Origin of the sequence: Campylobacter sp. JH23 (genome assembly GCF_017846595.1) — a bacterium.
Taxonomy (GTDB): Bacteria; Campylobacterota; Campylobacteria; order Campylobacterales; family Campylobacteraceae; genus Campylobacter_D; species Campylobacter_D coli.
The window spans coordinates 1-13,912 of sequence record NZ_JAEQBP010000009.1 but is presented as its reverse complement, the minus strand read 5'-3'; the positions used below and the strand labels follow the sequence as shown (position 1 = coordinate 13,912).

Here is a 13,912-nt window from a genome sequence, read left to right as displayed (position 1 = left end):
TTTAATTGTGTATAATTAAATATTTTATTTATAAGGAGCTTTTATTGGACCCCAGTCAGGTTTTAGATTTAAACCAAACTTTACCTACAGCGTCTTTTGATGCAGGATATTCTATACTTATGGTTGTCATTGCACTAGCTTTAGTGCTTTTAAATGGCTTTTTCGTTTTGTCTGAATTTAGTATTGTTAAAGTGCGTCGTTCAAAACTTGAAGAAATGGTTAAGGAAAAAAAAGTAGGTGCTAAAAAAGCACTAGAAGTTACTTCAAGACTTGATACCTATCTTAGTGCTTGTCAGCTAGGAATTACTTTAAGTTCGCTAGCCCTTGGTTGGATAGGTGAGCCTGCTATAGCAAAAATGTTGGAAATTCCTCTTGCAAATCTTGGATTTAATGGAGTTATTATCCATACTATAGCTTTTATTATCGCCTTTAGTATCATCACTCTTTTGCATGTGGTTTTAGGCGAGCTTGTTCCAAAAAGCATTGCAATTGCTATTGCAGATAAAGCTGTGCTTTGGGTAGCAAGGCCTCTTCATTGGTTTTGGATACTTTTCTTGCCTTGTATTAAAATTTTCGATTTTCTTGCGGCCATGACTTTGAAGCTTTTTGGCATCAAGCCTGCCAAAGAAAGCGAGTTAACTCATAGTGAAGAAGAGATTAAAATCATAGCAAGTGAAAGCCAAAAAGGCGGTGTTTTGGATGAATTTGAAACTGAAATTATCCGCAATGCGGTTGATTTTTCAGATACTGTTGCAAAAGAAGTGATGACGCCTCGTAAAGATATGATTTGTCTAAATAAACAAAAAACTTATGCTGAAAATATACAAATCATTTGCGATCATAAGCATACGCGTTTTCCATATATAGATGGTTCTAAAGATACTATTTTAGGTATGATACATATACGAGATATAGTGCAAAATGAGCTTAGTGATAAGAGTGAAAATTTAGATACTTTTGTTAAGCCTTTGATTTTAGTTCCTGAAAATATTAGCATTTCAAAAGTTCTTGTGATGATGAATAAAGAGCGTTCTCACACTGCACTTGTGATTGATGAATACGGTGGAACAGCTGGAATTTTAACCATGGAAGATATCATGGAAGAAATTATCGGTGAGATTAAAAGTGAAAATGAGGAAGACAGCTATAAAAAACTTGCTGAAAACATCTATGAATTCCAAGGTCGTTGCGATATAGAAACCGTTGAAGAAATGCTTTTGATAAGCTATGATGAGGATTTAGAGCAAGTAACGATAGGTGGCTATGTGTTTAATCTTCTGGGGCGCTTGCCCGTAGCGGGTGATCGCATTGAAGATGAGCTTTGTTACTATGAAGTTAAAAAAATGGATGGTAATTCTATAGAGCGTGTTAAGGTGGTTAAAAAAACCAACAAAGATGAAGAATAAGCCTTTTTGGCTTATTTCTTTCTATAAACTTTATTTTTAAGTTCTATACACTCAAAACCTTTTTTGTCTAAAGTTACTATACGCAAATGTCCCCCATCATCTACTTTACCTTCGCACAAAAATACTCTTTTTTCTATTTGCACAGGCAATTTTGTGCGGTTTCTATGTCCAAAGATTTGATAAACATTGTCTTTTGTAAATTCACAAAACTGACTTGCTACTTTTTGACTCTCTTCATAATTTCCTACGCCATAAATAAAATCATAACTTGGCATAAAGCTTATTTGATAAGCCTTAGAAGGTAAAAGATTTACCCCGCCATGCGAGCAAAAAACTTGTTTTTCATGAAATTTATAGTACAGACATTCTTTTAAGTAAGGATAAAACTTTCTAGCATCCCTAGGCGTGAGTTTTTCTTTTCTAAAATCTTTGAGTGTATTTTCGTTAAATTCTTTAGAGCTTGATAGTTCTCCATTGGCCCATTTTATCAAATGTCTTTCGTGATTTCCTTCAAGTAAATATACATTCTCTCTTTCACAAATTTTAAGCAAGAATTTTAAGACCTTGCCATTTTCTATGCCTCTATCGATATAATCCCCTAAAAAGATATAGCATTCATCATCTTCGAGCTCTTGTAGATATTCTTTTAAGATGCTAAAGCAGCCTTGAATATCGCCTATGTGGTGAATTTTCCTATACTTACTAAGATTAGGCATTTGATAAAGGCATTTTTTCCAATCATTAGGATTTAAAATCGTATATTTTTTAGGAATTCTTTCAAGCAGGTGATGGGTTTTTTTTAAAAGTGATTGTGAGACTATATAGCCACGCTCTTTGGCTTTTTGCTCGTTTTTTCTAAGACATTCTTCTAAAGAGCTTTTAAAATCTATAATATAAATATCATAGCGATATTGCTTAGCTAGTTCTTTATAAACCTTAAGGGTTTCATTATAAGCGTTAATGATGCAAAATTCACCTTTTTGCATACGCATTTCTAAAAATTGAAGTAAAATTTTATATAATTCTTCATCATTTTTTAGATTTAAATTTTTATATTTACTTACGATTTTACTTACACTTCCTGAAAGCAAACGCAAAGAATTTAGATCAAGAGTGTAATCTTTTAAGCGATTTTCTTTGATAAATTCTTCTTGTCCTGCGTAGTAATTCCCCCTTAAAATAAGTAAAATACGCAAATTCTTTCCTAAATTTTCTTTAAAAATTCAGTCTTTAGTACAATAACGCCAAATTTATCTACTTTAGCTTCAATTTCATTTTCTTTAGAAGTAAGTTTGATATTTTTTATCGTTGTTCCGCGTTTTAAAGTAGTGCTAGCACCTTTAACTTTTAAATCTTTTATCACGCTTACGCTATCTCCAGCATTTAATTCTGTTCCATTTGCATCTTTAGGCATTTTTTTCCTTTTTAAATTTTTATATCATTGTATATTTTATCATCATTTTCTAAGATTTTTCTTGAGCTAAGCGCTTCTTTTTGATATAGATATTGATGGATTCTACACCCAAAGAAAAAGCCATAGCAAAATATACATAAGTTTTTGAAATATGAAAATCCAAACCTTCGGCAACTAAAGTTACACCAACTAAAATCAAAAATGCTAGAGCTAAAATCTTAATCGTTGGATTATCATCAACGAAATTTGAGATACTTTTGCTTGCAAGCATCATTACAAAAACAGCTACAACCACTGCAATCATCATAATTTCTATATTATTAACCATACCTACAGCAGTAATAACCGAGTCGAGTGAAAAAACAATATCTAAAACAGCAATTTGTATCAATATGCTAAAAAATCCTCTTTTAGCTCCCTCTTTTAAAACCTCTTCATCGCTTTTTTCTCCGGCATTATCGATATCATGATGAATTTCTAGTGTGGATTTTGCTATCAAAAATAATCCACCTAAGATCAAAATAATATCCCTTCCTGAAATTTCTTGTGAAAATACGCTAAAAAGCGGAGTTGTAAGTTTCATAATCCAAAATAAAGAAAGGAGCAATAACAAACGCGTAATCATCGCCAAACTTAAACCAAAAATTCTTGCTCTTTGTCTTTTTTCCTTAGGGAGTCTTCCTACCAAAATAGCGATAAAAATGATATTATCTATCCCTAAAACAATCTCTAAGCCAATCAAAGTCGCTAGAGCGATCCACATTTCAGCACTAAAAATCCACTCGAACATAAGCTTCCTTAAAATTTGAAATTTTTTAAAGTGTAATTTTATAACTTCAAAGCAAATATTAAATATTTTGATATAACATATAATTAAATTTTTACAAGGAAAAACAATGAAAACATTAGAAGATATTAAGGCTATGAGTTATGAGAGCAGCTCGCACTTGTGGAGCAAATAATAATGATTTTTCTATTTTAGATTATTTATTTGATGAGTATGGCTTAAGTCTAAAAGATCCTAAATATAATTTTCGCTTTGCAGATATGAAATATATCAAAGAAGCTAATGATAAATATATTGTAGTAAGATATATGGAAGATAATCCTAGCATTTACAAAGAAGCTTTAATCTATAGGTATATCCTAAAAGTTAGAAATCCAAACCCCCAAATTATCCAATACCTAGCAAATCATGGAGCTAAATTTGAAGTGTATCGCGAAGATACAGGCTGGTCTCCTATACATTTTTGGGCTAGTAATAATGATTATAAATTTCTAGAGCTTGCCATCAAAGGAGGGGCTAATGTGGATATGGAAGAATATGAGTTTGAATCAATCTATAAATATCAGGATACACCCTTATTTGAAGCAGTGAAAGAGTCAGGAAATTACAGAACCGTGCAACTTCTAATAGAGCTTGGAGCTAATGTTAATTTTGTTCCCTATTTAACGACACCTTTAGATCAAGCCGAAGGAGCTAGAAATAGAAAACTTTTAAAAGCTGCAGGTGCAATGACTTCCGATCAACTTGAAAAGAAATTTAATATCTTTTATAAGGATTATGAAGATCGTAATGAATATTGTGATTTATTAAATGAAGCTATAAGAAAGGATAAGGAAAAAGAAAACCTACAAAAAAATTAAAGGAGCAACAATGGAAAATAAAAATTTATTAGATGAAGATATGCAACAAATATTTGAATACTATCTTAAAAATGATAGTTATTAAAAGGTGCCATAGATGGCTTAAAAAAACATGAAGCAAGAGCTTTTATAGGCAATGTTTTAAGCTACGAATATAAAAATCTAGTGGAAAATGGTAATTTAAAAGTTGATGAACAATATAAAGTTACCTTACCGCCTAATCTAATCACTGTTTTAGAATACGATAAAAAAGATTTTGAAGGTGCAACTCTTAAAAATTTCATTGATGATGTAGAATGTGAGTTAAGTGATTGGGAAATTGAGCTTTATGATGATCCTCACTTTATGGATATGATGAAGATGAGGAGGGATATGAAGATGATGAAGATGATGAAAAAATGAGTGTAGATGAATGGGTAACAGATCAAGTAAGCGATATTAGAGATTTTTTATATGCTTTAAAAAATTTTAAAAGTAAATACCGATAAAACACTCAAGTAAATTTAATTTTCTAAAATTTAGCGATAAAATATCTTAACTTAATGACAATTTTCAAAAATTTCTACTACACTTAAGGGTAAAATTTCATGCTCTAGGCCATGAATTTTTGCTTCAAATTCTTCAAAGGTTAAATTTTGTTTTTCAAAAGCCTTTTGAGCGATGATTTTCCCTCCATCTAATTCTTCATTTACCCAATGCACACTCACTCCAGCTACTTTCATATCGCTTTCATAGCTTTCTTTGATAGCATGAGCTCCTTTAAAAAGGGGTAGTAAAGATGGATGAAGATTAATTGCTTTGATATTTTTTGTAAAAACAGGGCTTAAAATTCGCATAAATCCAGCCAAGATAGTAAGATCTGCTCCGCTTTCTTTGATTTTTTTTACCAAAATTTCGTCAAATTCTTCTCTGTTTTTATAATCTTTGTGTTCAATGATCACGCTTTCAAGGTCAAAGTTTTTAGCTCTTTGTATCCCATAAGCATCTTTTTTATTGCAAAGACAAAGCACGACTTCATAAGTGTTTTTACCTATAGTTTTTTTATGAAGTTTTTCTAAGATATTTTGTAAATTACTTCCATTTCCACTAAAAAGTACCGCTAATTTTACAAGCATTTTAATCCTTTTATAAGTTTTATTGCATCAAAGCTGTTTTTGTTAAATTTATATTTTTTAGCCACAAGAGCGTGTGCTAAACAAGCATTTTTAGCCGCTTCCAAAGCGCTGAATTTTACCCCTAAAAGCGTAGCTATCATACCGCTTAAAACATCGCCACTTCCGCCTTTTGCTAAAGCTTCATTTCCCAGATTTACAACAAAGATTTTTTCTTTTTGTATGATGATAGGATTTGCACCCTTTAAAACAAGAACACAATCATAATTTTGTGCAAATTTTTTAGCATAAAAAAAGCGATTTCTTTGCAAATCTTCTATACTTAAATCCTCATCAAAACACATTTTATAAAGTCTTATAAATTCTTTTGGATGTGGGGTGATGACTACATCTTTTCTACTTAGATACCAAAGCACAGCTTCACTTAAAAAGCAATTTGCATCCAAAACCAAAGGAATATTTTGCAAAATCTCATCTTTTAAAATATCTAAATTTTCAAGTCCCATACCTAAGGCAATGGCACTTGCATTGTTTTCAATCTTTTCTTTTAGCATTAAAAGAGGTGAAAAACTTTTTTTTGCGACTAAGGATACAAGCCCACTGCCAAAATTTAAAGCTCCAAGTCCTGCTAGGGTTCCTGCACTTGCACTAGCTATTATATAGATATGACCGAAATTTCCTTTATTGGAGCTTGTATTTCTTTCTATGGTTTTTAAATCTTTTTCTTCAAGTAAAAAAGCTTTGGAATCAAGACTAAATTTTTTAGCATTAATACCTAGGTTTGCGAGTTTGATTTTGCCTACAAATTCTTTAGCAAAATCCTCAAGCAAAATTTCTTTTAAAGCTCCCATACACTGCGTGATATCAGCTTTAAAACAAGGAGTAAAACCCAAATTTGTAGGTATGTCACAAGCTATTTTTAAAGCTTTACTTTGATTTACCTTTTCTAAAATTTCTTTTGTTTTTTCATCTACTTCGCGGTTTGTTCCTGTGCCTAAGATACAATCAACAATAATATGAAATTTTTTAAATTTAGGCTCTTTTTTTGCAAATTTAAAACCAAAATTTTTTAAAATTTGCTCTTGTTTTTTAAAAATTTCATTTTCTTTAAAGCCTAGTTTATAAGCTTTTGCATGCTTTAAATTTCTTAAAGCTACTAGGCCATCAGCAGCGTTATTGCCTCCGCCCAATAAAAAAAGTATTTTTACTTTCTTTATCTTGTATTGTTTGCGAATTTTTTTTGCTTCTTTTTTAATAAGCTTAGCTAAATTTAATCCTGCGTTTTCCATTAAAATAAGCTCATCTAAGCCTTTATTTATAGCATTTTGTTCTAAAGTTTTAATATCATCAGTAATAGTTTTCATAATCTTTTTTCACCAGAAAATAAATATTTTTTTCTCGCTCTTCTTCAAATTTTTTCATTTTGGGTAAAAATTTCTGAATTAAAGCACGAAAATTTTTAAAGCCATAATTTTGCGGATTAAAATCAGAATATTTGCGGTTCATATTGGTGCGAATTTGCGCGTATTCGGCGCGTCCTTTTTCATCGATGAGTTGTTCTGTGATATTGATCAAAGCTCTTAAATAATCCTTGCTTAAAATATCTTCTTTTTTGTTTTCATCTTGATCAAGGTAAAAAAACTCACTAAAAGCGTTTACATAAGATTTTATAGACTTTTCAAGACCCATTCCTATAACTTGTTTTTTGTTTTCTCTTAGCTTTTGAATGAGCGAGGTATAGTCACTATCGCTAGAAACAATGACAAAAATATCAATATCTTTCTCATAAAATATACTCATAATTTCAGTGATTAAATACATATCACTTGAATTTTTATTTGCTGCGAAATTAAACTGCTGCATAGCGATTAAAGAATACTCAGCAATTTGCTCTTTCCAAGCTTGAATATTTTTTTGAGTCCAATCTCCATAAATACGCTTGATAATTATTTCACCATAATCCGAAGCGATATCAAAAATACTTTTTGCGTATTTTGCGGGTATATTTTCCGCATCGATAAAAATAGCTATGCTTTTATTTTCCAATTTAACTCCTCATCCTAAAACTCAAAGCTTCTAAAATATGATTTTTACTAAGAAGTTCTTTTTCTTCAAAATCTGCAATAGATCTTGAAACTTTTAAAATTTTATTTAAAGCTCTTTGTGAAAGATTATAACGCGAAATGGCTAAATCCAAAGTATCCTTGGCATCTTTTTCTAAAATACAAAATTTTTGCAATTCTGTATCATTTAATTTGCCATTAAATTCTTTTTGGCCGCGTTTTTTGCCAAAGATAAAAGCCTTTAAAATTCTTTCACTCATTTCTTTTGAATTTATACTTGACTTATCATCTTTGCTGATCTCATCCATAGCTACATAAAGATCAATTCTATCCATAATAGGGGCTGAAATGTGATTTTTATACCTTTTAATCTCATTTTCACTACAAACGCAAGACAGATTTTTAGAAAATAAATTTCCACAAGGACAAGGATTTTGAGCGGCAACAAAACTGAATTTGGTTTCATAAGTGGTTTTTGAATTGACTCTTGAAATATGAATTTTATGATCTTCTAGAGGTTCTCTTAGACTTTCGATAATCTGTTTGTTAAAATGAGGAAATTCATCAAAAAATAAAACTCCACCATTAGCTAGAGCGATTTCACCTATCTTCGCATTTTTTGCTCCACCACCAAAAATACTAGCTCTTGTAGAGGTATGATGAGGGTGTCTTAAGGCTCTTTTTTGCGTAAATTCGCAATCTTTAGAATTTAAAGACATATAAGCATTTTGCATTAAAACCTCATTTAAACTTTGTGGAGGCATGATTTCAACAAGGCGTTTTGCACACATACTTTTGCCACTTCCTGGACTTCCTTCAAAAAGTATATTGTGCATACCTAGTGCTGCTATCAAACAAGCTCTTTTAGCTTTTTCTTGTCCTTTGATATCTTTAAAATCAAGTTCAAAATGATGATTTTTAATAAAAATTTCATTTTCTATAATCAAAGGATTTGCAAATAAAGGATGGCTTTGGGTGAATTTGAATTTCTCATAGTTTTTTTCTTTAAAAAATTCAATCACTTCATTTAAATGCTCAAGTCCATAAATTTCTAGATTGGGTATCATAGAAGCTTTTAGAGCTATATTTTTTGGGACTACAACTTTTGCACTTTTTACCTTTGTGGATAAAAATAAAAGTAAAGAAAAAAGCTCATTGGTGCTTTTGATACTTCCATCAAGACCAAGCTCGCCTACCACAAAAAAATCATCAAAGTCTTCATTTTGCAACAATATAAGCGTAGCGATAACTAAATCAAAATGAGAACCTTTTTTTGGAATTCCTGAAGGGCTAAGATTGATGGTGATTTTTTTAGCAGGAAATGAAAAATTGCAAGTTAAAAGTGTGGCTTTGATACGCTCGATACTTTCTTTAATTGCAATATTTGCAAGTCCGACTATGCTTAAATTAGGTAAGCCTCTTGTAAATGTAGACTCTACATCGATGATATCTAAATTCTCATCAAAGCTTACACATTTTAATTTTTTCATTTAGATTTTTTTTGATTTTTAAGTTTCTTTTTAAATTCTTTATCAAATTTTTGTCTTTTTAAAAAAGAAATCTTTTCTATAAATAAATGACCATTAAGATGATCATTTTCATGCTGGATGGCCACAGCTAAAAATCCTTGAGCTTCTAATTCTTTAAAATTTCCAAAGCGATCTTGATATTTAAGCAAGATATGATTATAACGCTCCACTTCTTCAAAGAAGTCAGGCACGCTTAAACAACCCTCAGTGCAGGTGATTTTTTCTTCACCTAAAGGAATGATTTGCGGATTTATAATTTCTAGTAAGTCTTCTTTTTTCTGCTCTTCATTTTCATCTAAAATATTTACGATCAATGCACGAAGTGGGATATCTACTTGTATAGCAGCCAAACCCACTCCTTGACTAGCAATCATAGTATCATACATATCATCAAGCAGGGTATGAAGTTCTTGATCAAATTGCTTTACAGGTTCAGAATTTAAAAAAAGTCTAGAATTAGGATAAGTGATAATTTTTCTAACCATAAACAACCTTTATTTAAATGATTTTACTCATTTAAAACTTTTTTCTAAAACCTTATCGATCAAACCATACTCTTTAGCTTCTTGTGCTGACATGAAAAAATCTCTTTCTGTGTCTTTTACTATTTTAGCGACTTTTTGCTTAGTATTTTTTGCCAAGATATCATTAAGTATAGCTTTTAATCTTAAAATTTCTTTGGCTTGAATTTCTATATCCGTAGCTTGTCCTCTTGCACCACCTAAAGGCTGATGTATCATGATGCGTGAATTAGGCAAAGCAAAACGCTTGCCTTCTGTTCCACAACTCAATAAAAATGCACCCATAGATGCAGCTTGACCTATGCAAATCGTACAAACATCAGGCTTGATATAATTCATAGTATCATAGATACTAAAACCGCTTGTGATCACACCACCTGGAGAATTGATATAAAGATATATATCTTTTTGTGGATCTTCAGCTTCTAAAAAAAGAAGCTGTGCTACGATAGAAGCGGCAAGTTCATCATGAATTTCGCCACTTAGCATAATAATTCTATCTTTTAAAAGACGCGAATAAATATCATAACTTCTTTCACCGCGGCTTGTTTTTTCGATTACATAAGGTATGTACATTATTTATCTTCTTTCTCTTTTTTACTTGCTTTATCGGTTTTTGGCATAAAAATATCGCTGAAAAGTTTTTCTTCGATCAAAGCCATTTTTACTGCAGGTAAAGCCCCTTGTTTTTTATAATTTTCTAAATGTTCTTTTGGATTCATTCCATAACGATAAGCTTCAAAATAAATCGCTTGAATCAATTCTTGATCATTTACTTCAATCTTACGAAGTTTTGCAAGCTCATCAATGATAAAAGTAAGTTTTACGCTTTTTTGCGCTTCTTCTTTGAAAGAATCGCGTTTTTCTTGATATTTTTCTTTACTTGCTTTAAGTTCTTCAATTTCTTTTTCGCTAAAAGTATTAAAAGCCGCACGCATCTGCATATCAGTTTCTTGTTCTACTATGCCTTTAGGTAAATCAAAATTATATTTTTCAATCAAAGCATCAGCAAATTTAGCTTTTAGCTCATCATTTACAAGCTTGAAAAGTTTTTCGTTTTTGATTCGCTCTTTAAGTTTTTCATCCAAAAGTTCAACTGTTGGTTTTTCTTCATTTTGTAAAAGATTTTTTAACATTCCTTCATCGAGCTCAGGCAATTTTAATTCTTGAATTTCGTGCAATTTTACTTTAAATACCGCATCTTTTCCTGCTAAATGTGCTGCGCCGTATTCTTTAGGAAAAGTTACTTTTACATCTTTTTCTTCTCCGCTTTTCATTCCTACCATACCTTCTTCAAAACCTGGTATGAATTGTTTAGAACCTATTTCTAAAACATAATTTTCAGCTTTACCTCCATCAAAAGCTTTCCCATCTACAAAACCCTCAAAATCAAATTTTGCAAAATCACCTTCTTTTAAAGCTCTTTTGGTTTTAATAGCTTCAGGAGTAGCAAAGCGTTTTAATAATTCTTCTTTTTTCTCATCGATTTCTTTTTTAGTTACTTTTGGAGTTTGATACTCAGGAATCAATTTTTCATAGCCATCGAGTTTAAATTCAGGCTTAAAAGAAAGAGCTAATTCAGCAACAATTTCTCCATCTTTACGATCAAATTTTTCAAAATATGGCTCACCTACAAGTTCTTTTGCTTCTTTTTTTAATTCTTTTAAAGCGCTATCAACAGCAGATTTAAAAAGATTTTGTTCCGCATCTTGAGTCAATTCTTTTTGATATCTTTTAAGTACAGCAGCAACAGGAACTTTTCCTGGTCTAAAGCCGTCCATTTTTACATTTTTAGAAGCTTTTTTAGCTAAATTTTCTACTTCGCTTTTAATCATCCCTGAAGGAATTTTTACACTAGCAGTCGCATTAACAGAGTCTAATTGCTTTGCTTTTACTTCCATAACATTTTTCCTTATAAAATAAAATTTGCTTTAATCATAGCAAATTTTTCCTTATTAGTTGCATAAAATTTTAAAGCATTTTATGTTAAAATGAGCCAAGAAAAAAATACGGAGAATAATTTGCAAGAAAAATTTAAAAATTGCGTAAAAACTATGCTTGAAATTATGGGGGAAAATCCAACTAGAGAAGGACTCGTAAAGACGCCTAATCGTGTTTTTAAAGCTTATGAGTTTTTAACAAGTGGATATAAAAAAAATGTCAAGGAAATACTAAATAATGCTTTATTTGAAAGCTCAAATAACGAAATGGTTCTAGTGCGTGATATAGAATTTTACAGTCTTTGCGAGCACCATCTTTTACCTTTTTTTGGCCGCGTGCATGTGGCTTATATCCCTGACCAAAAAGTGGTTGGGCTTAGCAAAATTCCACGTCTTGTAGAAGTATATGCGAGAAGACTTCAAATTCAAGAACAACTTACCGAACAAATTGCTGAAGCTTTGATGGAAAATGTTGGTGCAAAAGGTGTTGGTGTGGTTATAGAAGCAAGACATATGTGTGTAGAAATGCGTGGGGTACAAAAAGCAAATTCTACTACTACCACTTCGGCTCTTCGTGGACTTTTTTTAAAAAATGAAAAAACACGCGAAGAATTTTTTTCACTCATTAATTCTCCTAAGCAAGTTCGTTTTTAATGAATTTAGAAAAACTTCGTTCTAAGCTTGGCAAAGAAAATTTAAGTGCTGTTTTTGGAGAGATCACTAAAATTTCTACTACAAGTATAGAAATTCGAGGACTTAAAACGGGTGTGGGTGACATCATTAAACTTGTTTCAAATGAAAATGAAAATTTAAACACCTTAGCTATGGTTGTTGAAATTAAAGAGCAATTTAGCTATCTAAGTCCTTTTTCTTTCATAGAAGGTTTTAAAATAGGCGACCGCGCTTTTATAAGTGATGCAGGAATGCAAATAGGCGTTAGTGATGAGCTTTTAGGAAGAGTGGTGGATCCTTTTATGCGCCCTAAAGATGGCAAGGGTGCTATAGAGGCGACTAAATATATGCCTATCATGCGTGCACCTATTGATGCGATGAAAAGAGGACTTATAGAAGAGGTTTTTCCTGTGGGAGTTAAAACCATAGACGCGCTTTTAACTTGTGGCGTGGGGCAAAAATTAGGCATTTTTGCAGGAAGTGGCGTAGGAAAATCTACTCTTATGGGTATGATAGTTAAAAATTCAAAAGCTCCTATCAAAGTAGTCGCACTTATAGGCGAAAGAGGGCGCGAAATTCCTGAATTTATACAAAAAAATTTAGGTGGAAAGCTTGATGATACGGTAATTATCGTTGCAACAAGTGATGATAGTGCTTTAATGCGAAAATATGGAGCATTTTGCGCTATGAGCGTGGCCGAATATTTTAAAGAACAAGGCAAAGATGTACTTTTTATCATGGATAGCGTAACGCGGTTTGCCATGGCACAAAGAGAGATAGGACTTGCCCTTGGCGAACCTCCTACTACAAAAGGCTATCCTCCAAGTGTTTTAAGTCTTTTGCCTCAGCTCATGGAAAGAACGGGAAAAGAAGAAGGTAAAGGAACCATAACGGCGTTTTTTACTGTTTTGGTTGATGGAGATGATATGAGTGATCCTATCGCCGATCAAAGTCGTTCTATCTTAGATGGGCATATTGTTTTAAGTCGTGAGCTTACGGATTTTGGAATTTATCCTCCTATTAATATACAAAATTCAGCCTCAAGGGTAATGGGCGATATCATAAGTCCTGAACACAAACTTTGGGCTAGAAAATTTAAACGCTTAAATTCGCTTTTGAAAGAAAATGAAGTATTACTTCGTATCGGTGCTTATCAAAAGGGTAGTGATAAGGAGCTTGATGAAGCTATAGCTAAAAAGGAATTTATGCAAAAATTTTTAGGACAAAATCCCGAAGAAAGCTTTGAATTTGAAGAAACTATAAGACTTTTAAGTCAAATTGATGCTAATGTTGCCCCTAGTGCAGTGCAGCAAAATATCAATATGGGAAGTTCTAACGCAACACTACCTAATCCTAATCTTAAATAATCTTTTTTTGTATTAAAAATAATTTCAATAAATATAGAAATGTAAATTTCATCAACAAATCAAAATCTTTAGATTGATACTTGCATATCAATCTAAATTTTACACATCAATTTCTAATCAAAACCTTTTCTTTTTCACATCTTCAAGTATGTTATTAGCTATATCACTTACTGTACTAGAAATAATAGCTGATTCATTAGCAATCTCTACATTATCCTTAGTGGTTTGATCAATTTGAGCT

Annotated in this window: 15 protein-coding genes and 1 pseudogene; 5 read left to right on the top strand and 11 right to left on the bottom strand. The window is 31.6% G+C overall.

The window, feature by feature from the left end; all coding sequences use genetic code 11:
• The first annotated feature begins 44 nt into the window (after positions 1-44).
• Positions 45-1,406 carry a hemolysin family protein gene (locus KAR88_RS08395; RefSeq protein WP_192801268.1) on the top strand — a complete coding sequence of 454 codons (1,362 nt, stop codon included), beginning with the start codon at positions 45-47 and terminating at the stop codon, positions 1,404-1,406.
• An 11-nt stretch (positions 1,407-1,417) separates the two neighbouring features.
• Here the strand turns inward: KAR88_RS08395 and KAR88_RS08390 are convergent, their stop codons facing one another.
• The 3 genes from KAR88_RS08390 to KAR88_RS08380 are packed head-to-tail and all read right to left on the bottom strand — an operon-like array spanning position 1,418 to position 3,610.
• Positions 1,418-2,602, bottom strand: coding sequence for a serine/threonine protein phosphatase (locus KAR88_RS08390; RefSeq protein ID WP_002790604.1), 1,185 nt, complete (start codon positions 2,600-2,602; stop codon positions 1,418-1,420).
• 8 nt (positions 2,603-2,610) lie between these two features.
• The gene (locus KAR88_RS08385) at positions 2,611-2,820 is read right to left on the bottom strand and encodes an alkylphosphonate utilization protein (RefSeq protein WP_002780086.1); all 210 of its coding nucleotides are present in this window, start codon (positions 2,818-2,820) and stop codon (positions 2,611-2,613) included.
• Positions 2,821-2,869: 49 nt separating this feature from the next.
• The gene (locus KAR88_RS08380; protein ID WP_002778542.1) at positions 2,870-3,610 is read right to left on the bottom strand and encodes a TerC family protein; all 741 of its coding nucleotides are present in this window, start codon (positions 3,608-3,610) and stop codon (positions 2,870-2,872) included.
• Between the two features lie 140 nt (positions 3,611-3,750).
• Between KAR88_RS08380 and KAR88_RS08375 the strand changes: the two genes are divergently transcribed.
• Together KAR88_RS08375 and KAR88_RS08370 are read left to right on the top strand one after the other, a co-directional pair.
• Positions 3,751-4,467, top strand: coding sequence for an ankyrin repeat domain-containing protein (locus tag KAR88_RS08375; protein WP_002778541.1), 717 nt, complete (start codon positions 3,751-3,753; stop codon positions 4,465-4,467).
• 165 nt (positions 4,468-4,632) lie between these two features.
• Positions 4,633-4,869 carry a hypothetical protein gene (locus tag KAR88_RS08370; protein WP_002778540.1) on the top strand — a complete coding sequence of 79 codons (237 nt, stop codon included), beginning with the start codon at positions 4,633-4,635 and terminating at the stop codon, positions 4,867-4,869.
• 137 nt (positions 4,870-5,006) lie between these two features.
• On the opposite strand, the gene purN is transcribed toward KAR88_RS08370, so the two are convergent.
• Genes purN through tig form a run of 7 tightly spaced genes read right to left on the bottom strand, consistent with a single transcriptional unit; the run spans position 5,007 to position 11,593 of the window.
• Positions 5,007-5,582, bottom strand: coding sequence for a phosphoribosylglycinamide formyltransferase (purN, locus tag KAR88_RS08365; protein ID WP_002778539.1), 576 nt, complete (start codon positions 5,580-5,582; stop codon positions 5,007-5,009).
• Positions 5,573-6,943, bottom strand: a complete 1,371-nt coding sequence (locus KAR88_RS08360; RefSeq protein ID WP_002783577.1) for a bifunctional ADP-dependent NAD(P)H-hydrate dehydratase/NAD(P)H-hydrate epimerase — start codon at positions 6,941-6,943, stop codon at positions 5,573-5,575. The genes purN and KAR88_RS08360 overlap by 10 nt, the downstream gene beginning before the upstream one ends.
• Positions 6,927-7,625: an NYN domain-containing protein gene (locus tag KAR88_RS08355; protein ID WP_002778537.1), complete on the bottom strand. Its 699-nt coding sequence runs from the start codon at positions 7,623-7,625 to the stop codon at positions 6,927-6,929. Before KAR88_RS08355 ends, KAR88_RS08360 begins: the two co-directional genes overlap by 17 nt.
• Before the next feature lies 1 nt (position 7,626).
• Entirely contained in the window at positions 7,627-9,132 is a 1,506-nt protein-coding gene (locus KAR88_RS08350) for a YifB family Mg chelatase-like AAA ATPase (protein WP_002778536.1), read from the bottom strand.
• Complete coding sequence (gene def / locus KAR88_RS08345) at positions 9,129-9,656, bottom strand: peptide deformylase (RefSeq protein ID WP_002778535.1); 528 nt, start codon at positions 9,654-9,656, stop codon at positions 9,129-9,131. The genes KAR88_RS08350 and def overlap by 4 nt, the downstream gene beginning before the upstream one ends.
• 27 nt (positions 9,657-9,683) lie before the next feature.
• On the bottom strand, positions 9,684-10,268 hold the full coding sequence (gene clpP, locus KAR88_RS08340; protein ID WP_002783575.1) for an ATP-dependent Clp endopeptidase proteolytic subunit ClpP: 585 nt from the start codon (positions 10,266-10,268) through the stop codon (positions 9,684-9,686).
• On the bottom strand, positions 10,268-11,593 hold the full coding sequence (gene tig / locus KAR88_RS08335; protein ID WP_192801269.1) for a trigger factor: 1,326 nt from the start codon (positions 11,591-11,593) through the stop codon (positions 10,268-10,270). Before tig ends, clpP begins: the two co-directional genes overlap by 1 nt.
• Positions 11,594-11,713: 120 nt before the next feature.
• Between tig and folE the strand changes: the two genes are divergently transcribed.
• Both folE and fliI read left to right on the top strand, forming a co-directional pair.
• Positions 11,714-12,286 (top strand): GTP cyclohydrolase I FolE, encoded by a 573-nt coding sequence (folE, locus tag KAR88_RS08330; protein WP_002792738.1) that lies wholly within the window; start codon positions 11,714-11,716, stop codon positions 12,284-12,286.
• Positions 12,286-13,671 (top strand): flagellar protein export ATPase FliI, encoded by a 1,386-nt coding sequence (fliI, locus tag KAR88_RS08325; RefSeq protein WP_002798073.1) that lies wholly within the window; start codon positions 12,286-12,288, stop codon positions 13,669-13,671. Before folE ends, fliI begins: the two co-directional genes overlap by 1 nt.
• Before the next feature lie 117 nt (positions 13,672-13,788).
• Here fliI and KAR88_RS08320 read toward each other — a convergent pair.
• Positions 13,789-13,912, bottom strand: a pseudogene (locus KAR88_RS08320) (methyl-accepting chemotaxis protein); the annotation flags it as partial.

Coding starts and splice junctions, on each gene's coding strand:
- KAR88_RS08385 (WP_002780086.1), bottom strand. CDS start 2,820: ATGCCTAAAGATGCAAATGGAACAGAATTAAATGCTGGAGATAGCGTA.
- KAR88_RS08380 (WP_002778542.1), bottom strand. CDS start 3,610: ATGTTCGAGTGGATTTTTAGTGCTGAAATGTGGATCGCTCTAGCGACT.
- KAR88_RS08375 (WP_002778541.1), top strand. CDS start 3,751: ATGAGAGCAGCTCGCACTTGTGGAGCAAATAATAATGATTTTTCTATT.
- purN (WP_002778539.1), bottom strand. CDS start 5,582: ATGCTTGTAAAATTAGCGGTACTTTTTAGTGGAAATGGAAGTAATTTA.
- KAR88_RS08360 (WP_002783577.1), bottom strand. CDS start 6,943: ATGAAAACTATTACTGATGATATTAAAACTTTAGAACAAAATGCTATA.
- KAR88_RS08350 (WP_002778536.1), bottom strand. CDS start 9,132: ATGAAAAAATTAAAATGTGTAAGCTTTGATGAGAATTTAGATATCATC.
- def (WP_002778535.1), bottom strand. CDS start 9,656: ATGGTTAGAAAAATTATCACTTATCCTAATTCTAGACTTTTTTTAAAT.
- clpP (WP_002783575.1), bottom strand. CDS start 10,268: ATGTACATACCTTATGTAATCGAAAAAACAAGCCGCGGTGAAAGAAGT.
- tig (WP_192801269.1), bottom strand. CDS start 11,593: ATGGAAGTAAAAGCAAAGCAATTAGACTCTGTTAATGCGACTGCTAGT.
- fliI (WP_002798073.1), top strand. CDS start 12,286: ATGAATTTAGAAAAACTTCGTTCTAAGCTTGGCAAAGAAAATTTAAGT.